Source organism: Noviluteimonas caseinilytica (genome assembly GCF_018406605.1).
GTDB classification, from domain to species: Bacteria; Pseudomonadota; Gammaproteobacteria; order Xanthomonadales; family Xanthomonadaceae; genus Noviluteimonas; species Noviluteimonas caseinilytica.
This window is the reverse complement of the sequence record NZ_AP024545.1, coordinates 333,635-358,309: the sequence shown is the minus strand read 5'-3', so window position 1 is coordinate 358,309 and position 24,675 is coordinate 333,635. Positions and strand designations below refer to the sequence as shown.

Genomic DNA, 24,675 nt, shown 5'->3' with positions numbered 1-24,675 from the left:
GCCGTCGGGACTTCGCCCGCGGCGCACAGGAGCAGGCATGGCCTGGAACACCCCCGGCGGTTCCTCCAACAAGGATGGCCGCAACCCGTGGCAGAAGCGTGGCGGTGGCGGAGGCCTCGACCGGTTCCTCGACCCGTTGCGCGGCCTGTTCGGCAATGGCGGCGGCGGCATCGGCCGCTGGATCGCCGTGCTGGCCGTGCTGTGGCTTGCCTTCAATACCTTCGTGCTGATCACCGCGCAGCAGCGCGGCGTGGTCCTGCGCTTCGGCCACTTCGACCGCGTGCTGCAGCCCGGCCCGCACTTCAAGCTGCCCTGGCCCATCGAGACCGTCGCCAAGGTCGAGACCACGCAGATCAAGACGTTCTCCGACTCCGTGCCGGTCCTCACGCGCGACGAGAACATCGTGCGCGTGGAGATCAACGTGCAGTACCGCGTGGGCGATGCGAAGCAATACCTCTTCAGCAGCCGCGACGCCGATGCCGTGCTGCAGCAGGCGGCGCTGAGCACCGTGCGCGAACAGGTGGGCCGCTCCACGCTCGACACCGTGCTCGGCGCACGCAGTGCGTTGTCGGTCACCGCGCGCCAGCGCCTGCAGGCCTCGCTCGATGCCTATCGCACCGGCCTGATCGTCACCGAACTCAACCTGCCCAACGCCCGTCCGCCGGAAGAAGTGAAGCCCGCCTTCGACGACGTCAACAGCGCGCAGCAGGACAAGGACCGCCTGATCAGCGAATCGCAGGCATACGCGGCGGAAGTCGTGCCGGTGGCGCGCGGCCAGGCCGCGCAGATCCGCACCGAGGCCTCGGGTTACAAGACGTCCAACATCGCGAAGGCGACCGGTGACGCGGACCGATTCACGCTGCTGCTCGACCAGTACCACGGCGCGCCGGAAGTCACGCGCAAGCGCCTGTGGCTGGAAACCGTGCAGGACGTGCTGCGCCGCAACCGCAAGATCGTCGGCGGCGACAGCCGCCAGTTGCTGTACGTCCCGCTGCCGGGCGCGCCCGCGCAGACGACCCCGCCGGTCGTCCCGATCGAGATGGCCTCGCCGGCCGTCGAAGCCACCCCCAGCAGCGACACGCGCCCGGATCGCGGTGATCGCGCCGGTCGCGCGGAGGACAGCCGATGAGAGTTTCCGCCTGGATCGCCACCGCCGTCACGGCGCTGCTGTTGCTGCTCGGTTCGGTCTACACCGTCAAGGAAGGCGAGGGCGCCATCGTCCTCAACCTCGGGCGCGTGGTGCGCACCGACAGCGGCCCCGGCCTGCACTTCAAGTGGCCGCTGGTCGAAAGCGCGTTGATCTACGACCGCCGCCTCAAAGTCATCAGCACCGACCCGGAGCGCTACCTCACCTCCGAGCGCAAGGACGTCAGCGTCGACTTCTTCGCCATCGGGCGCATCGAAGACCTGCGCGCGTTCTACCTGGCCACCGGCGGCAGCGAAGAAACCGCCGAGGCGCGCCTGGCCCCGATCATCAAGGACTCGCTGCGCAACGAGATCAACTCGCGCACGTTGTCGCAGGTGGTCTCGGGCGATCGCGCGCTGATCGTCAACAAGCAGCTCGCCGCGATCAACAAGGGTGCGGCCACGCTCGGCGTGCGCATCGTCGACCTGCGCATCAAGCAGATCGACCTGCCCACCGACAGCAAGGTCATCGCCGACGTCTACAGCCGCATGCGCGCCCAGCGCCAGCAGGTGGCCAGCCGCCTGCGCGCCGAGGGCAAGGAGAAGGCCGCGCAGATCCGCGCCAATGCCGACCGCGACAAGGTCGTCATCGTGGCCGACGCCGAGCGCGACGCACAGAAGCTGCGCGGTGAAGGCGACGCCGAAGCCGCGCGCATCTACGGCACGGCGGCCAGCCGGGATCCGGCCTTCTATGCCTTCCAGCGCAGCCTGGAGGCCTACAGCCAGTCCTTCGCCGACGGCGGCACGACCATCGTGCTCGACAAGGACGACCCGTTCCTGCAGTACATGAAGAGCGACCGCTGAGCAAAAAACCCCGCGCCTTCACGCGCGCGGGGTTCCGGCGGGGGCCGGAAACCCGGATAATCCGCAAAAGCCGGACGGGCCCTTCGCCCTCCGGCTTTTCCTTTGCGCGCAGCAGGAGCCAGCCATGGGCCAGTCAGTCGTCGTTCTCGGTGCCCAGTGGGGCGATGAAGGCAAGGGCAAGATCGTCGACCTGCTCACCGAGGAAATCGGGGCGGTCGTGCGTTTCCAGGGCGGCCACAACGCCGGCCACACGCTGGTCATCAACGGCAAGAAGACCGTGCTGCACCTCATCCCGTCCGGCATCCTGCGCCCCGATGCGCTGTGCCTGATCGGCAACGGCGTGGTGCTGCACCCGGGCGCGCTGCGCAAGGAAATCGGCGAACTCGAAGCCACCGGCGTCGACGTGCGCTCGCGCCTGAAGATCAGCCCGGCCACGCCGATCATCATGCCGTACCACATCGCGCTGGATCAGGCGCGCGAGAAGGCCGCCGGCGGCAAGGCCATCGGCACCACCGGGCGCGGCATCGGCCCGGCGTACGAAGACAAAGTCGCCCGTCGTGGCATTCGTGTCGCCGACCTGAGCTATCCGAAGGAACTCGCCGAAAAACTGCGCGAGACGCTGGATTACCACAACTTCGTGCTCACGCAGTACCTGAAGACCGACGCCGTCGATTTCCAGAAGACGCTCGATGAAGCGCTGGAGTTCGGCCAGTACATCGAACCGATGAAGTCCGACGTTGCCGGCATCCTCCACGAGCTGCGCAAGCAGGGGAAGAAGGTCCTGTACGAAGGCGCGCAGGGCTCGCTGCTCGACATCGACCACGGCACGTATCCGTACGTCACCTCGTCCAACACCACGGTGGGCGGCGCGCTCGCCGGCACCGGCGTCGGCGCCGATGCGATCGACTACGTGCTCGGCATCGCGAAGGCCTACGCCACGCGCGTCGGCGGTGGCCCGTTCCCGACCGAACTCGACGACGACGTCGGCCAGGGCATCCGCGACCGCGGCCAGGAATACGGCGCCACCACGGGCCGCCCGCGCCGCTGCGGCTGGATGGACATCGTGGCGCTCAAGCGCGCGGTCGCCATCAACGGCATCACCGGCCTGTGCATCACCAAGCTCGACATCCTCGACGGGATGAAGACGCTGAAGATCTGCATTGCCTACGAATACCGCGGCAAGCGCACCGAATACGCGCCGCTGGACGCCGCCGGCTGGGAAGAGTGCACGCCCGTGTACCTCGAATTCCCGGGCTGGGACGACAGCACCCACGGCATCACCGAATGGGACAAGCTGCCGGCCGCCGCGCGCGCCTACCTGCGCGCGCTGGAAGAACTGGCGGGCTGCCCGCTGGCGATCGTCTCCACGGGCCCCGACCGCGACGCCAATATCGTGCTGCGCGATCCCTTCGCGTAACGACTCACGTCGCCTGCACCGGGTCCGCGGCCAAGCTCGGCCGTGGACCTCAAATCCGGTTATCCCTTCTGGGCCGTCAAGAACGGCCTCATGACCGCGTTCCCGCCGTTGCGCGGGGACGTGCGTTGCGACGTCGCCATCGTGGGCGGCGGCATCACGTCCGCGCTGATCGCGCGTGAACTGGCCGCGCACGGGCACGAGGTGTGCGTGGTCGAACAACGCGACATCGCGTGGGGCAGCACCGCGGCCAGCACGGCGTTGCTGCAGTACGAGATCGACGAGCACCTGGTCGACATCTCGAAACAGTACGGCGACGACAACGGCGCGCTCGCGTATCGCGCGTGCGCCTCGGCGATCGATCAATTGCAGGACGTCTCACGCGCGGTGCGCGACGTCGGATTCGCGCGCTGCGACAGCCTGTATTACGCGAGCCGGCCCTGGCACGTGCGGCGCTTGCGCGCGGAAGGCGAGGCGCGCCGGCGCATCGGGCTGGATTCGCGCTGGTTGGAAGCGGACGACATCCGCGACCGCTACGGCATCGAAGCCCCGGCCGCGTTGTTGACGTCGCAGGCTGCGTCGGTGGATCCGTACCGCCTGGCCTCGCGCATCTTCCAGCAACTCGAGAAACAAGGCGTGGCCGTCCACGACCGCACGACGGTGACGGACATCGCGTCCACGTCGCGCCGCGTGGTCCTGCGCACCGAGGCCGGCCCGTCGATCACCGCCTCGCACGCCATCCTCGCCGCCGGTTACGCCACGCAGCAGTGGCTCGACCAGCGCGTCGCGCGCAACCGCAGCAGCTACGCCTTCATCAGCGATCCGCTCGAAGCCGGCGCGCTGGGCGCGATCGAAAACACCTGCGCGTGGGAAACCGCGCGCCCCTATCTCTACCTGCGCACGACGCCGGACCAGCGCCTGCTCGTCGGCGGCGACGACGATCGCATCGATGTGCCGGCGCGTCGCGATGCGCGCGTCGAGAAGAAAGCGACGAAGCTGCGCGATCGCGCGCAGGCGCTGCTGCCGCGCTTGCCGACGCTGGCGCCGGGCTTCTCCTGGGCGGGCACGTTCGCCGAAACCGCGGATGGATTGCCGTTCTTCGGCGCGCATGCGCAGCGCGGGCCGCGCGTGCACTACGCGATGGCGTACGGCGGCAACGGCATCACGTACTCGATGCTGGGGGCAGGTTTGTTGCGTGCGCAGATCGAGCGGCGCGCGCATCCCTTGGCGAAGCTGTTCGGCTTCGCACGCCTCGGATAGAGTGCACCGAATGCGCGCGCAACGCCCCACCGCCACGCCCGACACCCACGTCCGCGTCCGCGGCGCGCGCGAACACAACCTCAAGGACGTGGACCTCGACATCCCGCGCGACGCGCTCGTCGTGTTCTCGGGCGTCTCGGGCTCCGGCAAATCGTCGCTCGCCTTCGGCACGATCTACGCGGAAGCACAACGCCGTTACCTCGAATCCGTCGCGCCCTACGCGCGCCGCCTGATCGACCAGGCCGGCGTGCCCGATGTCGATTCGATCGAAGGCCTGCCGCCCGCGGTCGCCCTGCAGCAACAACGCGGCACGCCGAGCGTGCGCTCGTCGGTGGGCAGCGTCACCACGCTGTCGAGCCTCGTGCGCATGCTGTATTCGCGCGCCGGCACGTATCCGGCGAAGCAGCCGATGCTGTACGCGGAGGACTTCTCGCCGAACACCGCGCAGGGCGCGTGCACGCACTGCCACGGCCTCGGCCACGTGTTCGAAGTCACCGAAGCCTCGATGGTGCCCGACCCGTCGCTGAGCATCCGCGGCAAGGCGATCGCGGCGTGGCCGCCGGCGTGGCACGGGCAGAACCTGCGCGACATCCTGGTGACGCTCGGCTACGACGTCGACGTGCCCTGGCGCGACCTGCCGAAAAAGGACCGCGACTGGATCCTGTTCACCGACGAACAACCCGTCGCGCCGGTCTATCCCGGCTTCACGCCGAAGGAAACGCGCGCCGCGCTGCGCCGCAAGGAGGAGCCCGCGTACATGGGCACTTTCATGGGGGCGCGCAAATACGTGCTGCACACCTTCGCCACCACGCAGAGCGCGACGATGAAGAAGCGCGTCGCGCGCTACATGGTGGGCAGCGTGTGCCCGGTGTGCGAGGGCAAGCGCCTGAAGCGCGAGGCCCTGTCGGTGACGTTCGCGGGCCTGGACATCGCCGAACTCACCGCGTTGTCGCTGGATCGCATGGCGGAGACGCTGCAGCCTGCGGTCGATGGCCGATCGCGCAAGTTGTCGGACGACAAGCGCCTCGCCGCGCAACGCCTCGCGCAGGATCTCGTCGAACGCATCGGCACGTTGCAGGCGCTCGGGCTCGGGTACCTCGCGATGGATCGCGCGACGCCGACGCTGTCGCCCGGTGAGTTGCAACGGCTGCGGCTGGCCACGCAACTCCGTTCGCACCTGTTCGGCGTGATCTACGTGCTGGACGAACCCACCGCCGGCCTGCATCCGGCCGACAGCGAAGCCTTGCACCACGCGCTCGATCAATTGCGCGCGGCGGGCAATTCGATCTTCGTCGTCGAACACGATCTCGAGATGATGCGCCGCGCCGATTGGCTGGTGGACGTCGGCCCGGATGCGGGGCAGCACGGCGGCCGCGTGCTCTACAGCGGACCCCCGGCGGGATTGCGCGAGGTGACGCAATCGCGCACCGCGCGCTATCTCTTCGATCGGGAAACGCAGGCACCGCGCACGCGCCGCAAGCCGACGCAGTGGCTCGCCCTCGAACACGTCTCGCGCAACAACCTGCACGCGCTCGATGCACGCTTCCCGCTCGGCGCGTTCACCGCCGTCACCGGCGTGTCCGGCTCCGGGAAGTCGAGCCTCGTCAGCCAGGCGCTCGTCGACCTGGTGTGCGCACACCTCGGCACCGCACCGGAAGCCGACGAACAGGAAAGCGACGTTCCCACCGTCGTCGTGCAGACCTCGGGACGCATCGCCTCCGGCGCCGACGCGATCCGTCGCCTGGTGAACGTCGACCAGAAACCCATCGGCCGCACCCCGCGTTCCAACCTCGCCACCTACACCGGCCTGTTCGACCACGTGCGCAAGCTCTTCGCCGCGACGAAGGCCGCGAAGGCGCGCCACTACGACGCGGGCCGCTTCTCCTTCAATGTCGCCAAGGGCCGCTGCGAAACCTGCGAAGGCGAAGGCTTCGTCATGGTCGAACTGTTGTTCCTGCCCAGCGTGTTCACCCCGTGCCCCACGTGCCACGGCGCGCGCTACAACGCGAAGACGCTCGAGATCCAATGGCAGGGGAAGAACATCGCGGACGTGCTCGGCATGACGGTCGAGGAAGCGCTCGCGTTCTTCGCCGACGAAGCCGCGCTGCAACGCCCGCTGCACCTGTTGCACGCGATCGGCCTGGGCTACCTGCGCCTCGGCCAGCCCGCCACCGAACTCTCCGGCGGCGAAGCGCAACGCATCAAGCTCGCCACCGAACTGCAGCGCAGCCATCGCGGCGACACGCTGTACGTGCTCGACGAACCGACCACGGGATTGCATCCGGCCGACGTCGATCGCCTGATGGTGCAGCTGCACGAACTGGTCGACGCCGGCAACACCGTCATCGTCGTCGAACACGAAATGCGCGTCGTCGCCGATGCCGATTGGGTCATCGACGTGGGGCCCGGGGCAGGGGATGCGGGCGGGAAGATCGTCGCGGCGGGCACGCCGGAGCAAGTGGCCAGGACCAAGGGCAGCCGGACTTCGTCCTATCTGCGCAAGACGATGGACGCACGCGCCTGACGCGTCAGGCGGCGGAACTCTCCGCGCCGGCCCGCCGCTGGAGATTGGACCGCGTCGCTTCCAGCAACGCCGACAACCGCGTGATGTCCGCCGGCTTGCGGAAGTGGTCCGCGAAGCCCAGCGCACGCGTCTTCTGCTGGTCCTGCGCGCCGGCCCAGCCGGTGATCGCGATCAGCACCGTGCCGGCGTGGCGCGGATCGTTGCGCAGGCGGCGCGCGAGTTCGTAGCCATCCATGCCCGGCAAGCCGATGTCCAGCAAGCCGACCTGCGGGGAGAAGCGCGCGGCTTCCTCCAGCGCGGTCTCGCCGTCGCACGCGATGCGGTATTCCATGCCGAGCAGTTCGACCATCAGGGCCAGCGTGCGGGCGGCGTCTTCGTTGTCATCGACGATCAGCACGCGCAGCGCTTCGCTTTCGAGCGGGCGCGACACCGGGGCGAGGTCCTGCGCTTCTTCCGCCTCGGGCGTGGCCTGCACGAGGCGCGGCAGGCGCACCAGCACGCGCGTGCCCTGGTCCAGGCCGTCGCTGTTCACTTCCACGCGCCCGTCGTGCTGTTCGACCAGCTGCTTCACCAGCGCCAGGCCGATGCCCAGGCCGTCCTGCAGCCGATGGCGGTCTCGGCGGCCCTGCGTGAACAACTCGAACACGTGCGGCAACACGCTGGATTCGATGCCGATGCCGTCGTCGGCCACTTCGACCACGACCGCATCGCCCACCGCCGACGCGCGCACCCAGATGCGACCGCCCGGACGTCCGTACTTCGCGGCGTTGTTCAACAGGTTGCCGAACACCTGCGACAGGCGCACCGGGTCGGCGTGCACGCTCAGCGGCACGTCGGGCATGTCCACGCGCAGCGTGTAGCAGCCCGCGTCGACCAGGGGTTTGCTCAGCTCCACCGCGTTGCGCAAGACCTCGCGCAGGTCGATCACGGCGCGGCGCAGGTCGATGCGCCCGTGCGAGACGCGCGAGGCTTCGAGCAGGTCGTCGACCAGGCGCACCATGTGGTCCACTTGGCGGCCCATCGTGGCGCGCAACGCGGCGCGGCGTTCGGGATCGGCATCGTCCATCGAGAGCACGTGCAGCGCGTTGCGGATCGGGGCGAGCGGATTGCGCAGTTCGTGCGCGAGCATCGCGAGGAATTCATCCTTGCGGCGCACGGCCTGCGCTTCGGCGTCGCGCGCGCGTTCCAGCGCCATCAAGTGATCGCGGATCTCGTATTGCCGCGCCCGCGCGCGCAATGCCGTGCGCAGCGCACTCAGCAGCGCGGTCACGCGCATCGGCCGCTCCAGCAACGTGACGTTGCCGAGCATCGCCACCGCGTCGCCGACCGCGAGCGAATCCGCGCCGCGCCCGGTGAGGATCAGCACGGGCAGGTCCGACCACGCCCCCTGCGAATCCAGCGCTTCGGCCACCGCCGCATGCACGCCTTCGCCCTGCAGGAGTTCTTCGCCGACCAGGACCGCGCCGGCGCCGAGCGCCAGTTCGGCGCGCAGTTCGCCCGCGTCGCGGCACACGTGGCCCACCAGCCCGTTGTCTTCCAGGATCGTGCGGGTGATGTCGGCGTCGCGCGCGGTCGGAAGCAACAGCAGGACGCGGGCGCGCAGGCCCGGTCCGGGCAGGGGATGGTTCACGACACCCCGGGCGCCATGCCCACGCGCATGCTGACTTCCCGGTGGCCGTCGTCTTCCTGCGGCACGCCGGTCAGCACGCCGCGGAAGTTGCGCAGCGGTTCGCCGATGTGCAGGCCGTCGGACGAAATGCGCAGTTCGCGGATGGTGCGTTCGTGCGGCCCGGTGCGCTTCTTGAGCACCGAGATCGCCTGCTTCACCTCGCCGCGGCTCTCGAAGTAGCGCAGCAGCACCACGGTGTCGGCGAGGTAGCTGACATCCAGCGTGGTGTGCATGTGCCCGATCAGGCCCGCCTGCGAGGCGATGAGGATGGTGGTGACGTCCAGCGCCGCGAGGTACGACAGCAGTTCGTGCAGCTGGATCAGCACGTGGTGTTCTTCGGCCATCGCGTTGAGGAAGCCGTTGAGGCTGTCGATCACCACGACGCGCGCTTCGTCGACTTCCACCGCGTGGCGGATGCGCTGGATGAATTCGCCGGGCGACAGTTCCGCCGGATCGATCGGTTGCACGTCCACCGACCCATCCGCCATGCGCGCTTCGATATCGAAGCCGATGCCCTTCGATCGCGTGGTCAGGGCCCGCATGCTTTCGTCGAAGAGGAACATCGCCGAATGTTCGCCGCGGGCGCACGCCGCGCGCACGAAGTGCGAGGCCAGCGACGACTTGCCCGCGCCCGCGGCGCCGATCAGCAGCGTGCTGGTGCCGCGGTCCAGGCCGCCGCCCAGCAGGTCATCGAGCGCGGGCAGGTCGCTGGCCACGGGCGCATTGGCGCCGCTGCGGCGGAAGTGCGCCGCGATCAGGCGCGGATACACGCGCACGCCGCCGGTCTCGATCTTGTAGTCGTGGAAGCCGGACCGGAACGCGCGCCCGCGCATCTTGCTCACGCGCAGGCGCCGGCGATCGCCGCCGAAGTCCGGCAACAGGTGGTCCAGCTGGATCGCGCCGTGCACGATCGTGTGCACGTGCAGGCCCTGGTCGGCCACCTGGCTCTGGTCGATCATCAGCACGGTCGTGCCCTTGCCGCCGAAGTACTGCTTCAGCGCCAGGACCTGCCGGCGGAAGCGCAGCATCGAGCCGGCCAGCAGCCGGAGCTCGGCCAGCGAGTCGAAGACCACGCGATCGGGCTTCAGCCGTTCCACCTCGTCCAGTACGCGGCGGGTGGTCTCGGCCAGCTCCACCTCGGAGGGGTGGAACATCGTGTACTGCGATTCCGGGTCCAGCTGGTCGCCGGTGGGGAACAGCTCATGCACGTGGATCCCGTCGAGCGTCCAGCCGTGCGCGTGGGCCACCTCGCGCAGTTCGCGCTCGGATTCGGACAGGGTCACGTACAGGACGCGCTCGCCCGCTTCCACGCCCGCGCGCAGGAACTGCAGGGCCATGGTGGTCTTGCCCGAGCCCGGGACTCCCTCGATGAGGTAGAGCCGGTGCGGGGTCAGGCCGCCATCGAGGACAACATCGAGGCCTTCCACGCCGGTACGGATCGGCGCGGGGAGCGCGAGGGATTGGGAGGGCATGGACGGATTTTCCGTAAACGCGGTGTCAACGCCACGTGCACGGGCCGTCACGCGTCACGGTTCCCTTCAGGCGATGCCATGACTTCCGGCGGTGGGGCTGGCGGGCGCCACCCCTCACCATCGGCCAGTTCCGCCCAACGGGGCGGATTTTTCCTCCATAGGACTCCCACATGCGTCGCACCCTGGTCACCGCCATCACGCTCGCCCTGGCCGGCGCCGCCCTCGATGTTGCTGCGTTCGATGCGGCCGCCCAGGCGCCCGACATGAATTCCGCACCGGCGGTCACCAACGCCACCACGCAGTTGCCGCGCACCGTGCGCCCGACGAACTACACGATCGCCGTCACGCCGCACGCCGACAAGATGACGTTCGACGGCAAGGTCTCCATCGCCATCGACGTGCTGGAGCCGACCGACAAGATCGTGCTCAACGCCGTGGACATGACGTTCGCCAACGTGGTGCTGAACCCGGCGAACGGCCGCGTGCAGAAGCCGAAGGTGGCCGTCGATGCCGAGGCGCAGACCGCCACGTTCACCGTCGACAAGCCGCTGCCCGCCGGCAAGTACCTGCTCTCGATGGACTACACCGGCAAGATCGGCACGCAGGCCAACGGCCTGTTCGCGATCGACTACGACACCAAGGCCGGCAAGAAGCGCGCGCTGTACACGCAGTTCGAAAACTCCGACGCGCGCAAGTTCGTGCCGTCGTGGGACGAACCGAACTACAAGGCGATCTTCGACCTGTCCGCCGACGTGCCGGCCAAGCAGATGGCCGTGAGCAACATGCCGGCCGCCGACACGAAGGACCTGGGCAACGGCATGAAGCGCGTGCGCTTCCAGACCTCGCCGAAGATGTCCACCTACCTGCTGTTCTTCGGCCTCGGAGATTTCGAGCGCGCGACGATGCAGGCCGGCGCCACCGAAGTGGGCGTGGTCGCGCAGACCGGTTCGGTCGACCAGGCCAAGTTCGCGCTGCAGTCGTCGGCCGATGTGCTGCGCGAATACAACGATTACTTCGGCACGCCGTACCCGCTGCCCAAGCTCGACAACGTGGCCTCGCCGGGCCGCAGCCAGTTCTTCGGCGCGATGGAGAACTGGGGCGCGATCTACACGTTCGAGTACGCGCTGCTGCTCGATCCCACGATTTCCACGCAGTCCGACAAGCAGGGCGTGTTCTCCATCGCCGCGCACGAGATCGCGCACCAGTGGTTCGGCGACCTCGTCACGATGAGCTGGTGGGACGACCTGTGGCTCAACGAAGGCTTCGCCACGTGGATGGCCGCGCGCACCACGCAGAAGCTGCACCCGGAATGGAACACCGGCCTGTACGCCGTGGGGTCGCGCGAGCAGGCGATGAACCGCGACGCCGTGGCGACGACGCACCCGGTGGTGCAGCACGTCGAGACGGTGGAGCAGGCGAGCCAGGCGTTCGATGCGATCACCTACCAGAAGGGCGGTGCGGTCATCTCGATGCTCGAAGGCTACGTCGGCGCCGATGCGTGGCGCGAAGGCGTGCGCCGTTACATCAAGAAGCACGCGTACGGCAACACGGTGTCCGACGACTTGTGGATGGCCGTGCAGGAAGCGGCGGGGAAGCCGATCGTCGACATCGCGCATGACTTCACGCTGCAGCCGGGCATCCCGCTGATCACCGTCACCTCGTCCACCTGCACCGGCGGCAAGACCACGCTGCAGCTGAAGCAGGGCGAGTTCACGCGCGATCGTCCCGACAAGCAGTCGCTCACCTGGCGCGTGCCGGTGATCGCGCAGGGCGTCGGCGGCAAGCCGGTGCGCACGCTGGTCGAAAACGGATCGGGCTCCATCGAAGTCCCGGGTTGCGCGCCGGTGATCCTCAACGCGGGCCAGAGCGGCTACTACCGCACGCTGTACGCGCCGACGCAGTTCGCCGCGATCCGCGACCAGTTCGGCAACCTCGCGCCGATCGACCAGCTGGGCCTGATGAACGACATCTGGTCGCTGGGCATGGCGGGCCTGCAGCCTTCGTCGGATTACCTGGACCTGGCGATGCGTGCCAAGCCCGACGCCGATCCGGCGATCTGGGCGGACATCGCCGACAGCTTCACCAGCATCGATCGTTATTACGACGGCGATGCGCAGGGCCAGGCGCGCTTCCGCAAGTTCGCGATCAAGACGCTGCAGCCGGCGTTCGCGCGCATCGGCTGGGAAGCGAAGGCGAACGAAAGCGATCCGGTCGCGATCCTGCGCACGCAGCTGATCGGTGCGTTGTCGGATCTCGGCGATGCGCAGGTGATCGCCGAAGCGCGTCGCCGCTTCGACGCCTCGGCCACCGACGAGAAGGCGATGCCGACCGCGCTGCGCCGCACGATCCTGGGCGTGGTCGCGCAGCATGCCGACGCCGCCACGTGGGACAAGCTGCACGAGATGGCAAAGGCGGAGAAGACCGCGCTGGTGAAGGACCAGTACTACACGATGCTGTCGATCCCGGAAGACAAGGCGCTGGCGCAGAAGGCGCTCGACCTTGCGCTGACGGACGAACCGGGCGAGACCAACAGCGCGAGCATGATCTCGGTGGTGTCCGGGCAGCATCCGGACCTGGCGTTCGACTACGCGGTGGCGCACCAGAAGCAGCTGGAATCGAAGATCGACTCGACCTCCCGCAGCCGCTACTACCCGGGCCTGGCACGCAACTCGCTGGATCCGGCGATGATCGGCAAGCTGAAGGCGTACGCGGACAAGAACATCGTGGCCTCGTCGCGCCGCGAGACCGATACCGCGGTCGCCAACATCACGTACCGCTCGAAGGTGAAGAAGGAACGCCTGCCCGCGATCGGCGCGTGGCTGGGCAAGCACGGGAGCTGATTCCGCCCGTCGTTGAAGACGCGAAACGCCGGGCAGTTGCCCGGCGTTTTTCGTTGCGCGGCCAAAAAATAGTCCATCCGTACCCACGCCCGCCGAGACTTCCGCCAACGCCCATGGCCGCCCCCCGGCCACCGCTCCCGTTCCTCCATTGCCCCTCCACGCCATGCCCATGCGCGACCACGCCCGCCCTCCCGCCGCGCCCGCCGACCGCCCACGCCGATGGCTTGCGGTCGCGGCGGTCGCGTTGTGCCTCGCGTGCGCGGGCGCGGCGATCGCGCAGGAGGCCAGCAAGGGCGATCTCGACAAGCGGGTGGAAACGTTGCGCGCCGAACTCGGGCCGCCCTCCGATTCGCTCACCGAGGATCGCCCCGAATTTCTGCGCCGCCTGCTGCTGGCCTCGCTCGAACGTCGCCGCGACGTGCAGGGCGCGATCAAGGATGTCGCGCGCCTGGGCGCGGCGCCGATCACCGTGCCGGTGCCCGACGGCGTGCTCGCGCTCGACGACCTGCGCCGCGAACTGCAACGCCTCGACGCCGACATCGCCGGCAACACGCGGCGTCGCGCCATCCTGGTCGAAGAGCGCGCCGCGCTCGCCACGCAACTCGCCGATCGCGTCGCGCGGCTGCGCACGCTCACCGAAACGGGGGCGGATGCGCAGTCGCGCACCATCGCCGCGCTCGAAGCGCAATTGAACGAATCGGCGACCGCCGAGACCGACCTGATGCTGCGCCTGCTCGACGTGCAGCAATCGCTCGCGCGCCGCCAGCGGGATGCGTATGCCGCACGATTGCGCGAGACGAGCACGCGCACGCTGCCCGCGAGTGCGCGCGATGCGGCCACCATCGATGCGCGCCTGGGCGCCCGCGGCGATGCCTTGCGCCAGCGCATGTCGGCCGCCGCGAAAGCGCGCGAGCGCACGCGCGCCGACTGGCTCGCGATCGCCAGCACCGCCACGCCGCTGCAGGCGGAGGCCGCGAAGGAGCGTATCGCCAACGCCGACATCGACCTGGAGCTCGCGCGCGAAGCGCTCACCAACCTCGCCACCGAACAACTGGCCTGGCAATTCGCGCTGCGCTTCTACCGCGACCACGATGCGGCCGCGCTGATCGAAGCGCGCCGCAACGGGCCGGTGCTGCTCGCGCGCCTGCAACGGCGCCATGATTTCCTGCAGGCCTTCCGCGACCAGATCCTCGCGCGCAGCGGCGCGCTGGGCAACGAGCTTGCGCAGGCCCCCGGCGCGCCCGACGCGGCCGACAAGCACGCATTGCGCGATGTGTTCGATGCGCGCCTGCAGATGGTGGATCGCGCGATCTTCGACGAACGCCAGCTCGGGCAATTGATCGATCGCCTGCGCACCGACTTCGACGCGCGCGCCGGCCAGACCGACTGGCGCGAACGCGTGCGCATCGGTTGGGCGATCGTGCGCGACGGCATCGCGCGCGCCTGGAACTTCGAATTGTTCAGCGTCGACCAGACCATCGAAGTCGAGGGCCGCAAGACCGTCGTGCCACGCGGCGTCACCGTCGGCAAGGTGATCAAGGCGCCATTGCTGTTGGTGCTCGGCATCTGGCTGGCGACGATCTCCACCGGCTGGGCCGAACGCTGGCTGCATCGTCGTCGCCACGTCGATGAAGGCCGCGCGCGCCTGATGCGGCGCTGGGCCTTGGCGATCCTGATCGCGGCGTGCGTGCTGGCGAGCCTGGCGATCGCGGGTATTCCGTTCGCGGCGTTCGCGTTCATCGGCGGTGCGGTGGCGATCGGCATCGGCTTCGGGATGCAGTCGCTCTTCAAGAACCTGATCAGCGGCGTGCTGGTGCTGGTGGAGCGGCCGTTCCGCCTCGGCGATGTCATCGAAGTCGGCGGCTTGCAGGGCACCGTGGTCGACATCGACCTGCGCACGTCCGTGGTGCGCGACGGCGATGGCGCGGAAACGCTGATCCCGAATTCGGTGCTGATGGAGGAGAACGTCAAGAACGTGACGTTCCGGACCCGTCGCCATCGGCAATCTCTTGCAGTCGTCGTGGATGGCGATTCCGATCCGCGCGCGGTCGCCGATGCGATGCGCGCGGCGGCCTCGCGCCACGGCCAGCTGGCGGACGATCCGGAACCGGTGGTCCTGCTGGAAGACTTCGCCGACAACGGCCTGCGTTTCGCGTTGCATTACTGGATCGACCTGGTGCCCGCCGTCGACCGCCGCCGCATCGCCAGCGACCTGCGGCTGATGGTGCTGGGGGCGTTCGAGGATGCCGGCATCCGCTTGGCGCCGCCGCCCCGCACGGTGGCTTGAAGCACGGGAACACCGCCGGATCGCGGGGGTATGATCGCGGCGTCCTGACGAGAGGGCGTGTCGTGGCGCACGCGAAACTCACGCGGCCGAAACTGCACCAGGTCCTCCCGCGCGAGCGCCTGTTCGCGCGGCTCGACGAATGTCGCAGTCGCCCGCTGGTGTGGGTGGTCGGTCCGCCCGGCGCAGGCAAGACCGCGCTGGTCGCAAGCTGGCTCGATGCGCACCGCGTCGGCGGCCTGTGGTACCAGGTGGACCCGGGCGATCGCGACCTCGCCACGTTCTTCCATTACCTCGGACGCGCCGCGCCCGCGCCGCGCAAGCGCGATGCGCCGCTGCCCACGTTCACCGCCGAACACGCCGCCGATCCCGCGGGCTTCGCGCGCCTGTATTTCCGCGCGCTGTTCGAACGCATGAAGCCGCCCGCGGCGATCGTGCTCGACAACTATCACGAGCTGCCCGCCGGCGCGCCGCTGCACGCGATGCTGGAGGCGATCGCGCGAGAAGTACCCGAACGCCTCGTCATCGTCGCGACCAGCCGCGGCGAACCCCCACCGGAGTGCGCCGCGTTGCGCGCGACCGACCGCATCGCGCTGCTGGACTGGGACGAACTGCGCCTCACCTTCGACGAAACCTGCGGCATCGCCAACCTGCGCCAGCACCTCGACGAATCCACGTTGCGCAGCGTGCACGCGCAGGCCGACGGCTGGCCGGTGGGCCTGGTGCTCACGCTGGAACAGGTGAAGCGCCGCGGCGCCGATGCCGCGATGCCGGATACGCAGGGACGCGAGGTGTTGTTCGCGTATTTCGCCGCGCAGATCGTCGGTGCGTTGCCGGAGCGCGTGCGCGGACACCTGATGCGCATCGCGCTGCTGCCGCGCGCCACGCCCGACCAGGCGGCGGCGATCGCCGGTGATGCGCACGCGGGTGCGGTGCTCGACCAGTTGTATCGCAAGCGCCTGTTCGTCGAGCGGCGTGGCGATGCGTACCAGTTCCATGACCTGTTCCGCGCCTACCTGGTGCAGGAACTCGAACGCACGCTGGATGCGGAGACGGTGGCGTCCGCACGCCGCACGGCCGTCGAGTTGCTGCTGCAATCCGAACAACTGGAAGCGGCCTTCGATTGCGCCGCTGCCGCGCAGGACTGGGCGGTCGCGGCCTCGATCGTCGTGCGCTTCGCGCCGAAGCTGCTCGAGCTCGGGCGCCTGGCCACCTTGCGCGCGTGGTGCGAGGCGTTGCCCGAGCGCGTGCTGGCTGCGTCGCCGTGGCTGGGCTTGTGGAAAGGCATCTCGCTGTCGGCGTTCGCGCCGCTGGAGTCGCGTGCGATCTTCGAGGCCGCGTACGCCGGCTTCGGCGACGACACGCTGGGGCGCGTGCTGAGTTGCGCGGCGATCCTCGCCACGCATTACCTGGAGTTCGACCACGGGCAGGTCGACCACTGGATCGATGCGTTGCTTTCGCACCTCGCCGAGGCGCCCGCGTTCCCGGCGCTTGCGGCGGAGCTGCGCGTGCATGCCGCGTTGTTGTTCGCCCTGAGTTACCAGCGCCCGCGCGCGGACCTGGTGGAAGCGTGCCTGGCGCGGATGCGCGTGCTGCTGCAGACGCCGGGCGTGCCGGTCAATCCGCGCGTGGACGCCGCGACGCTGATGCTGGCGCACGCGCAGGTCGTCGCGGATTTCGACGAAGCCGACCGCATCGCCGCGATGGTCGCGCCGTGGCTCGCGGATCCGGAACTCACGGCCAACTACCGCGCGATGTGGACGCTGCAGTACGCGCACGCACTCAACAAGATGGGCCGCGACGAGGAAGCGCTGAAGGCCTACGACATCGCACGCCGCGTTGCCGACGAGAACGCGCTGGTGCTGCCGCCGTTGCGCGTGTACGGCCATCTCGGGCGCGCGAGCGTGGCGCTGTGCCTGGGCGATCCCGAAGAGGCCGAGCGCGAGCGCGCCCTCGGCGCGGCGTACTGGAATTTCGGGCGCAAGCTGGATCGCGCGATCGATACCAGCGTGCGCGGCTCGATCGCGGTGCATCGCGGCGCGCTCGCCGAAGCGGTGGGCTGCTACCGCGCGATGATTTCGCAGATGGACGACTACGGGCCGGTGTGGCTGCGGCTTGCGGCACGCATGCAGTTGGCGCTGGCGGAATTCGAGGTCGACCCCCACGCCGATGTCGCGCCGTTGCTGGCGCAGGCGCGCGCGCTGCTCGCAGGTTCGTGCCTGACGCGCCATGCCCCGGCGATCGACACGGTGGAAGCCTGGATGCAACTGCGCACGCAGGGCGCGGAGGCGGCGCGCGCGGCGATCGAACGGTGCGTGGCCGGGCGCGAATCGCGGCACGGCCAATGCCTGCTGCGCCTGCATCCGCGCGTCCTGCCGGAGATGCATGCGGCGGCGTTGCGACTGGGCATCGGCGGCGGCGACGTGCGCGATGCGATCCGCCAGTACCACATGCGCGCGCCGGAAGCCGATCCGCCCGGTTGGCCGTGGCCGTTCGAAGTACGGATGCTCGGCCGCTTCGAAGTGCTGCGCGATGGCCAGCCGCTCGCGTTCTCGCGCAAGGTGCCGAAGAAGACGCTCGCCCTGTTGAAGGCCGTCGTCGCGCTGGGCGGGCGCAGCGTGTCGGAGCAGCGCCTGATCGATGCGCTGTGGCCGGACGAAGAAGGCGACGCCGCGGCGCGCGCGCTCGACGCCACGGTGTTGCGCCTGCGAACGTTGCTCGGTGATCCGCGCGCGATCGCGCAACGCGGCGGGCGCGTGGCGATCGATGCCGAACGCGTGTGGGTGGATGTATTCGCGTTCGAGCAGGCGCTGGCATCGGACGGGCAGGGCAGCGGGCCTGCCCTGCAGCGCGCGCTCGAGCTGTACGGCGGCGCGTTCCTGGCCGAGGACGAAGGCGAAGCCTGGCCCGTCGCCGCGCGCGAACGCCTGCGCGGCCGCTTCATCCACGCCCTCGCACGCCAGGCCGAAGCCTTCGAAGCGGCCGGCGACGACGATCGCGCGATCGCCGCCTACCTGCGCGGCATCGATGCGGATCCGGCGATCGAGTCGTTCTACCAGGGCCTGATGCGGTGCTACGACCGCCTGGGGCGCCGCGGGGAGGCGATCGCGGCCTACCAGCGGATGCGGCAGATCCTGTCGATCACGCTGGGCCTGCAGCCCTCGGCGGGCAGCGAGCGGATGTACCAGCAGTTGCGGCAGTAGGCGCTCAGCGTTCGAACGCCCCGATATCCGGCGCCGCGCCGCGCACCCGCGCGAACGGCGTGCCGCGCTGGTCGAAGCTGCGCAGCAGCAGATTGTTGCCGCGATCGATCAACGGGCTGCCCGCCAGCACTGCGTGCGTGCGCGTCGGTCCGCCGTTCGAGGCGAGCGGTCCGAGACCATGGGTGGCGGAAAAGATCGTGTCCGGAGGCAACGACACGGAGGCACTGCCGACCAGGTTGTGGCTGCCGGTCACTTGGGCATTCTGTGCCGGGAGGTCGCCGATGTCCCGCGTGAAGCCGGCATCGCACGTGTTGCCGGTCACCACCGTGCTTTCCATGGACATGCCGAAGGTGAACACCGCGCCCCAGCATTCGTCGGTGGTCGCTTCATGGTTGTCCACGATCGTGCTGTTGAAGATCCTGCCCTCTGCGGACACGAACGCAATCGCACTGACGCGGTCGTCCGCGCTGTTGCCGGAGATGGTGCTCTCGGCGATCACCGCCTCTGTATTGGCGGGACCGGCGTTGAACTGCAAGCCACCGGCCGCCTCGTTCGAATGGTTGCCGGAAACCGTCGACTTGTTGATCTCCGCATTGCCTGTCACGTTGGCGCCGCCTCCGAATTCGTTCGCGAGATTGTCCTGCAGGAGCGAATACGTCATGCGGAAGCCGTCCTCGGGGGCGACGCCGCCGCCCCAGTCCGCGCTGTTGTCGTAGACCTGGCTCTGCAGCATCGTCGTCTTGCCCAGCGACGACACACCGCCGCCCAGCGATTCCACGAGCGCCATCGCGTGGCTCTCGAACACGCTGCTGCGATCGAGCAGCACGGCGCCGTCGGCGTGGATCGCACCACCGCGCGCGATGGCCTGGTCGCCGCTGTCCGCGTCGGCAAGGCAATGGTGCGCACGCGATTGCCGCAGCGTGACGTTGCCGGTGGATTCGATGCAGCCGCCGAACGCGGTGGCGCCGTGGACGAAGCCATACGACACGCTCAATCGTTCGACAGTCAGCGTGCCGGTGCCCGTGTGGTGCAGCACGCGCGTCACGCGGTTTCCGTGCAGCGTCATCGCGAGGCGATCGCGTCCCAGCAGCCGGAGGTTGGTTTGCGGCAGCAGGATCTCGCTTGCGAGCGTGATGCGCGTGCAGGACAGCCCCGAAAGGTCGAGGGTGTCGCCGCTGGCCGCGGTCGATGCCACGGCGCGCAAGCTGCCGGCGCCGCTGTTGTTGCAGTTGGTCACGACGCGCGTCGCCGCATGGACATCACCGACGGGCAGGGCGGCCGCACCGCACAAAGCCAGCGCTGCGACGAGGGAGGTGCGACGAATGCCGCCGCACGCGATCGACATGGACATGGGTTCCTCCTTGGGCGCGCATTCGTGGGGCGCGTACTGCCACTACGCGCGCGCATGCGAAGAACCGGTCAAGCGCGACCGACGCGCAACCAGCGTGCGCATTCATGCAGGCGACGGGGAGTAGCTCAGCCGTGGGGCACGTGGTCCCGACCTTCGGCAATCCGTACCCAATAAGTAGCCCCCCTCCGGCGAGGCTCTCCGCATCAGATCGGAGAGGCCCCCGTGACCCCCATCCGCGCCTACGTCGTGCGCATCTACCGGCAGGAACGCACCGGCATCGACGGCGTCGTCGAGGACGTGAAGACCGGCCGTGCGCGGCCGTTCCACTCCATCGTCGAGCTGTGGGATGCGCTGCGCACGACACGGCGTGGCGGCGCGCGCAAGGACGCACCGCCCCCCGCGCCACCCCTCGAAGACTGACGTCCCCCACCGCCCCCACGCCCCCTCGGATCCCGCCATGTCCCGTTCCGCCTTGCTCGTCCCCGCCGCTTTGGCCGTGTGCCTCCTGGGCGCCTGCAACGACGCACCGCAAACCGCCGAAGCCGCGCGGCCCGTGCGCGTCCTGCGCGTCGGCGCCCAGGCCGATGCCGTGGGCGCCACGTACTCGGGCGAAATCAGCGCGCGCCGCGACGCCGCGCTCGGTTTCCTCGTCGGCGGCCGCATCCAGCAGCGGCTCGTCGAAGTCGGCGATACGGTCGCCGCCGGCACGCCGCTGTTCCGGCTGGATCCCACCGACGCCACGCTCAACGCCAACGCCTCGCGCAGCCAGGTGGCCTCCGCGCGCAGCCAGTACGAACAGGCGAAGGCCGACTACGCGCGCTATTCGCAGCTCGCCGGCGCGCAATACGTGTCGCGTTCCGAACTCGACAAGGCGCGCATGAGTTTGCAGACCGCGCAGGAAGCGCTGCGCGCGGCGCAGGCCAGCTACGGCGTGGTCGCCAACCAGGCGACGTACACGACGTTGCGCGCCACCACCGCGGGCGTGGTCACCAGCCTCGAAGCGGAAGCGGGCCAAGTGGTGTCGGCGGGCCAGGTGGTCGTGCGCATCGCCGAACGCGGCGAACGCGAACTCGTCGTCAGCGTGCCCGAGTCGCGCGTCGATGAACTGCGCAACGCGCGCGCGCTCACCGTCGACCTGTGGGCCGACCCGCGCCATCGCTACACCGGCCGCCTGCGCGAACTCGCGCCCGACGCCGATGCGGTGACGCGCACCTACACCGCGAAGATCTCCGTGCTCGGCGCCGACGACGCGCTGCGCCTGGGCATGACCGCGAAGCTGCACGTCGCGCTGCCGGTCAACGGCACGCTGCGCCGCGTGCCGCTGACGGCGATCTACGACCCGCGCGGCAAGCCGCACGTGTGGATCGTCGACGAGAAGACCTCGCGCGTGCGCCTGCAGCCGGTGGACCTGGCGCAAGCGCAGAACGATGGCGTGCTGGTGCGCAGCGGCCTGCGCGACGGGCAGGTCGTCGTCACCGCTGGCGTCAACCTGCTGCATGCCGGCCAGAAGGTGCAGCTGTGAAGGACCACGAGACGAAGTTCAACCTCTCGCGCTGGGCCATCGCGCATCCGCAGTTCGTGCTGTTCCTGATGCTGCTGTTCGCGCTGGGCGGCGTGTATTCGTGGCGGCACCTCGGGCAGATGGAAGACCCGGCCTTCACCGTCAAGGCGATGGTCGTGCAGGCGCAGTGGCCCGGCGCCACCGCCGACCAGGTGGCGCAGCAGGTCACCGACCGCATCGAACGCAAGCTGCAGGAAGTGGCCGAAGTCGACTACCTCAGCAGCTTCTCCAAGCCCGGCGTGTCGCAGATCACCGTGGTGCTGCGCGAGTCCGTGCCCGCGAAGAAGGTGCCGGACGTCTGGTACCAGGTGCGCAAGAAGATCGCCGACATCCAGGGCACGCTGCCCGAAGGCGTGCGCGGCCCGGCGTTCAACGATGAATTCGGCGATACGTTCGGCAACCTTTACGCATTCACCGCCGACGGGTTCACCTACGCCGAGCTGCGCAAGTTCGTGGACCAGGCGCGCGACGAATTCCTGCGCGTGCCCGACGTCAGCAAGGTGCAATACATCGGCGTGCAGGACGAGAAGATCTTCGTCGAAGCCTCTTCGGCCAAGCTCGCCTCGATTGGCCTGGATCCGCGCCTGATCGCCGACGCGCTGCAGAAGACCAACGCGCTCGTGCCCGCCGGCGTGGTGCAGGCCGGCGCGCAGCGCGTGGCGATCAAGGCCACCGGCGAGTTCGATTCGGTGGCGTCGATCGCCAACATCGGCGTGGACGCGAACGGCCGCACGCTGCGCCTGGGCGACATCGCGCGCGTGTACCGCGGCTACACCGATCCGGTCGAAAGCAAGATGCACTTCGACGGGCACGATGCGATTGGCCTGGCGATCGCGATGCGCGACGGCGGCGACGTGATCCGCATGGGCCACGACCTCGACGCGGCGGTGGCGCGCGTGCAGGCGGCGATGCCGGTGGGCGTGGAAATCCACGCCGTTTCCAACCAGCCCGAGGTCGTGCACGAATCGGTGCACGAGTTCACCAAGAGCCTGGGCGAGGCGATCATCATCGTGCTGGCCGTGAGTTTCCTGTCGCTGGGCTGGCGTACGGGCATCGTGGTCGCGCTGTCGATCCCGCTCGTGCTCGCGATGACGTTCCTCGTGATGTACGCCTTCGGCATCGACCTGCAGCGCATTTCGCTCGGCGCGCTGATCATCGCGCTCGGCCTGCTGGTCGACGACGCGATCATCGCGGTGGAAATGATGGCGCTGAAGCTGGAACAAGGCTGGGATCGCGCGCGCGCCGCCAGCTTCGCGTACACCGCCACCGCGTTCCCGATGCTCACCGGCACGCTGATCACCGCGGCGGGCTTCCTGCCGGTGGGCCTGGCGAAGTCGGGCGCGGGCGAATACACGATCTCGATCTTCCAGGTCGTCGGCATCGCGCTGATGCTGTCGTGGCTGGTGGCGGTGCTGTTCACGCCGTACCTCGGTTACAAGCTGCTGCCCGAATCGAAGGGCGGGCATGCGCACGATGCGCACGCGGTGGACGGCACGCGCGGCTTCTACGGGATCTTCCGCCGCCTGCTGGAGTGGTGCCTGCGTCGTCGCGGCCTGGTGCTGGGCTGGACGGTCGCGGTGTTCATCGGTGCGCTCGCGCTGTTCCAGGCGGTGCCGCAGCAGTTCTTCCCGGCGTCGAGCCGTCCCGAGCTGATGGTCGATCTGTGGTTGCCGGAAGCCGCGAGCATCGCCGCGACCGACGACGCCGTGTCGCGCTTCGAAAAGCAGGTCCAGCGTGACCCCGACGTCGTCGCCGTCACCGGCTACATCGGCATGGGCAGCCCGCGCTTCTACCTGCCGCTCGACGTGCAGTTGCCCAACACCAACTTCGGCCAGGTCATGGTGATGACCAAGGGCGAGCACGAGCGCGAAAAAGTGTTGAAGCGCATCGAAGCGATGTTCGCGAAGGATTTCCCGAACGTGCGCGGCCGCGTGCAGCGCCTGGAGAACGGCCCGCCGGTGGGGTATCCGATCAAGCTGCGCGTGTCCGGCCCCGATCCGCTGAAGCTGCCGGCGATCGTCGACCAGGTGCAGGGCGTGCTGCGCGCCGATCCGGCGATCCGCGATGTCAACTCCGACATGGGCGAGCGCCTGCAGACGATGCGGCTGGTGATCGACCAGGACAAGGCGCGCGCGCTGGGCGTGACGTCGCAGCAGATCGCCGACACGACGCAGAACTCGCTCTCGGGCGTGGGCATCACCCAGTTCCGCGAGAACGACCAGCTGATCGACGTGGTCACGCGCCTGGAAGGGCAGGAGCGCACCGACCTCGACAACCTCAAGGACGTGAAGCTGTACGTGCGCGATGGCCAATATGTCGCGCTGTCGCAGGTCGCGCACATCGAACTGGGCAGCGAGCAGAGCATCGTGTGGCGTCGCAATCGCATGCCCACCGTCACGGTGCGGGCGGACGTGTCGGGCGCCGAAGCGGTGGATGTCACGCAGCGCACGTGGCCGGCGATCCAGGCGATCGCGGCGAAGCTGCCGCTCGGCTATCGCATCGAGGTCGGTGGCGCGGCGGAATCGAGCAAGACCAGCCAGGATTCCATCGCCGCCGTCGTGCCGTTCGCCGTCGCCGTGATCCTGGTGCTGCTGATGGTGCAGTTGCAGGACATGAAGAAGATGCTGCTGGTGCTGGGCACCGCGCCGCTCGGGATGATCGGCGTGTCGCTGGTGCTCGCGGTGTTCCGCGTGCCGTTCGGGTTCGTGGCGATGCTGGGAACGATCGCGCTGGCGGGCATGATCATGCGCAACTCGGTGATCCTGATCGACCAGATCGACCAGGACCTCGCGCAGGGCGCGACGCCGTGGGATGCGATCGTCGGCGCCACGCTGCGTCGCTTCCGCCCGATCGTGCTGACCGCGCTCGCCGCGATCCTGGCGATGATCCCGCTCACGCGCTCCACGTTCTGGGGCCCGATGGCGTGGGCGATCATGGGCGGCCTCACCGTCGCCACGCTGCTGACGCTGATCGTGCTGCCCACGTTGTATGCCTGGGCCTATCGCGTGAAGCGCGAGACGCCGGCGCAGGTGCCGACGCCTGCGACGGTGGCGACGCACGACGACATCGCGCCTCGCGGATTGCCGCAAACGGCCTGACCTTCCCCCC

14 protein-coding genes are annotated in these 24,675 nt (G+C 69.0%); 11 read left to right on the top strand and 3 right to left on the bottom strand.

Going from position 1 to position 24,675, the window contains the following annotated elements; all coding sequences use genetic code 11:
* Positions 1–37 precede the first annotated feature (37 nt).
* From hflK to uvrA, 5 genes are all read left to right on the top strand, one after another.
* Positions 38–1,129 carry an FtsH protease activity modulator HflK gene (hflK, locus tag LYSCAS_RS01815; protein WP_213435339.1) on the top strand — a complete coding sequence of 364 codons (1,092 nt, stop codon included), beginning with the start codon at positions 38–40 and terminating at the stop codon, positions 1,127–1,129.
* Positions 1,126–1,989, top strand: a complete 864-nt coding sequence (gene hflC, locus LYSCAS_RS01810; RefSeq protein ID WP_213435338.1) for a protease modulator HflC — start codon at positions 1,126–1,128, stop codon at positions 1,987–1,989. The genes hflK and hflC overlap by 4 nt, the downstream gene beginning before the upstream one ends.
* Before the next feature lie 124 nt (positions 1,990–2,113).
* Complete coding sequence (locus tag LYSCAS_RS01805; protein WP_213435337.1) at positions 2,114–3,406, top strand: adenylosuccinate synthase; 1,293 nt, start codon at positions 2,114–2,116, stop codon at positions 3,404–3,406.
* A gap of 42 nt (positions 3,407–3,448) precedes the next feature.
* Entirely contained in the window at positions 3,449–4,663 is a 1,215-nt protein-coding gene (locus tag LYSCAS_RS01800; protein WP_213435336.1) for an NAD(P)/FAD-dependent oxidoreductase, read from the top strand.
* A gap of 10 nt (positions 4,664–4,673) precedes the next feature.
* Entirely contained in the window at positions 4,674–7,187 is a 2,514-nt protein-coding gene (uvrA, locus tag LYSCAS_RS01795) for an excinuclease ABC subunit UvrA (protein WP_213435335.1), read from the top strand.
* 4 nt (positions 7,188–7,191) lie between these two features.
* On the opposite strand, the gene LYSCAS_RS01790 is transcribed toward uvrA, so the two are convergent.
* Together LYSCAS_RS01790 and LYSCAS_RS01785 are read right to left on the bottom strand one after the other, a co-directional pair.
* Entirely contained in the window at positions 7,192–8,817 is a 1,626-nt protein-coding gene (locus LYSCAS_RS01790) for a hybrid sensor histidine kinase/response regulator (RefSeq protein WP_213435334.1), read from the bottom strand.
* Positions 8,814–10,328, bottom strand: a complete 1,515-nt coding sequence (locus tag LYSCAS_RS01785; RefSeq protein ID WP_213435333.1) for an ATPase domain-containing protein — start codon at positions 10,326–10,328, stop codon at positions 8,814–8,816. Before LYSCAS_RS01785 ends, LYSCAS_RS01790 begins: the two co-directional genes overlap by 4 nt.
* A gap of 170 nt (positions 10,329–10,498) precedes the next feature.
* On the opposite strand from LYSCAS_RS01785, the gene LYSCAS_RS01780 reads away from it, so the two are divergent.
* The 3 genes from LYSCAS_RS01780 to LYSCAS_RS01770 all read left to right on the top strand — a co-directional run bounded on the left by LYSCAS_RS01780 (position 10,499) and on the right by LYSCAS_RS01770 (position 18,655).
* Positions 10,499–13,168 carry a M1 family metallopeptidase gene (locus tag LYSCAS_RS01780; RefSeq protein WP_213435332.1) on the top strand — a complete coding sequence of 890 codons (2,670 nt, stop codon included), beginning with the start codon at positions 10,499–10,501 and terminating at the stop codon, positions 13,166–13,168.
* Positions 13,169–13,337: 169 nt separating this feature from the next.
* Positions 13,338–15,455, top strand: a complete 2,118-nt coding sequence (locus tag LYSCAS_RS01775) for a mechanosensitive ion channel domain-containing protein (protein ID WP_213435331.1) — start codon at positions 13,338–13,340, stop codon at positions 15,453–15,455.
* A gap of 62 nt (positions 15,456–15,517) precedes the next feature.
* Positions 15,518–18,655, top strand: a complete 3,138-nt coding sequence (locus tag LYSCAS_RS01770) for a BTAD domain-containing putative transcriptional regulator (protein WP_213435330.1) — start codon at positions 15,518–15,520, stop codon at positions 18,653–18,655.
* A gap of 4 nt (positions 18,656–18,659) precedes the next feature.
* Here the strand turns inward: LYSCAS_RS01770 and LYSCAS_RS01765 are convergent, their stop codons facing one another.
* Positions 18,660–20,006, bottom strand: a complete 1,347-nt coding sequence (locus LYSCAS_RS01765; RefSeq protein ID WP_213435329.1) for a choice-of-anchor Q domain-containing protein — start codon at positions 20,004–20,006, stop codon at positions 18,660–18,662.
* A gap of 222 nt (positions 20,007–20,228) precedes the next feature.
* On the opposite strand from LYSCAS_RS01765, the gene LYSCAS_RS01760 reads away from it, so the two are divergent.
* Genes LYSCAS_RS01760 through LYSCAS_RS01750 form a run of 3 tightly spaced genes read left to right on the top strand, consistent with a single transcriptional unit; the run spans position 20,229 to position 24,665 of the window.
* On the top strand, positions 20,229–20,426 hold the full coding sequence (locus tag LYSCAS_RS01760) for a hypothetical protein (protein WP_213435328.1): 198 nt from the start codon (positions 20,229–20,231) through the stop codon (positions 20,424–20,426).
* A gap of 37 nt (positions 20,427–20,463) precedes the next feature.
* A complete protein-coding gene (locus LYSCAS_RS01755; protein WP_213435327.1) occupies positions 20,464–21,528 on the top strand; it encodes an efflux RND transporter periplasmic adaptor subunit in 1,065 nt (354 codons plus the stop codon).
* Entirely contained in the window at positions 21,525–24,665 is a 3,141-nt protein-coding gene (locus tag LYSCAS_RS01750) for an efflux RND transporter permease subunit (protein WP_279640400.1), read from the top strand. The genes LYSCAS_RS01755 and LYSCAS_RS01750 overlap by 4 nt, the downstream gene beginning before the upstream one ends.
* Positions 24,666–24,675: the final 10 nt, after the last annotated feature.

What these genes read in the sequence shown, in the direction of transcription:
- LYSCAS_RS01780 (WP_213435332.1), top strand. Translation starts at nt 10,499, where the DNA reads ATGCGTCGCACCCTGGTCACCGCCATCACGCTCGCCCTGGCCGGCGCC.
- uvrA (WP_213435335.1), top strand. Translation starts at nt 4,674, where the DNA reads ATGCGCGCGCAACGCCCCACCGCCACGCCCGACACCCACGTCCGCGTC.
- hflC (WP_213435338.1), top strand. Translation starts at nt 1,126, where the DNA reads ATGAGAGTTTCCGCCTGGATCGCCACCGCCGTCACGGCGCTGCTGTTG.
- LYSCAS_RS01755 (WP_213435327.1), top strand. Translation starts at nt 20,464, where the DNA reads ATGTCCCGTTCCGCCTTGCTCGTCCCCGCCGCTTTGGCCGTGTGCCTC.
- hflK (WP_213435339.1), top strand. Translation starts at nt 38, where the DNA reads ATGGCCTGGAACACCCCCGGCGGTTCCTCCAACAAGGATGGCCGCAAC.
- LYSCAS_RS01775 (WP_213435331.1), top strand. Translation starts at nt 13,338, where the DNA reads ATGCGCGACCACGCCCGCCCTCCCGCCGCGCCCGCCGACCGCCCACGC.
- LYSCAS_RS01785 (WP_213435333.1), bottom strand. Translation starts at nt 10,328, where the DNA reads ATGCCCTCCCAATCCCTCGCGCTCCCCGCGCCGATCCGTACCGGCGTG.
- LYSCAS_RS01805 (WP_213435337.1), top strand. Translation starts at nt 2,114, where the DNA reads ATGGGCCAGTCAGTCGTCGTTCTCGGTGCCCAGTGGGGCGATGAAGGC.
- LYSCAS_RS01765 (WP_213435329.1), bottom strand. Translation starts at nt 20,006, where the DNA reads ATGTCCATGTCGATCGCGTGCGGCGGCATTCGTCGCACCTCCCTCGTC.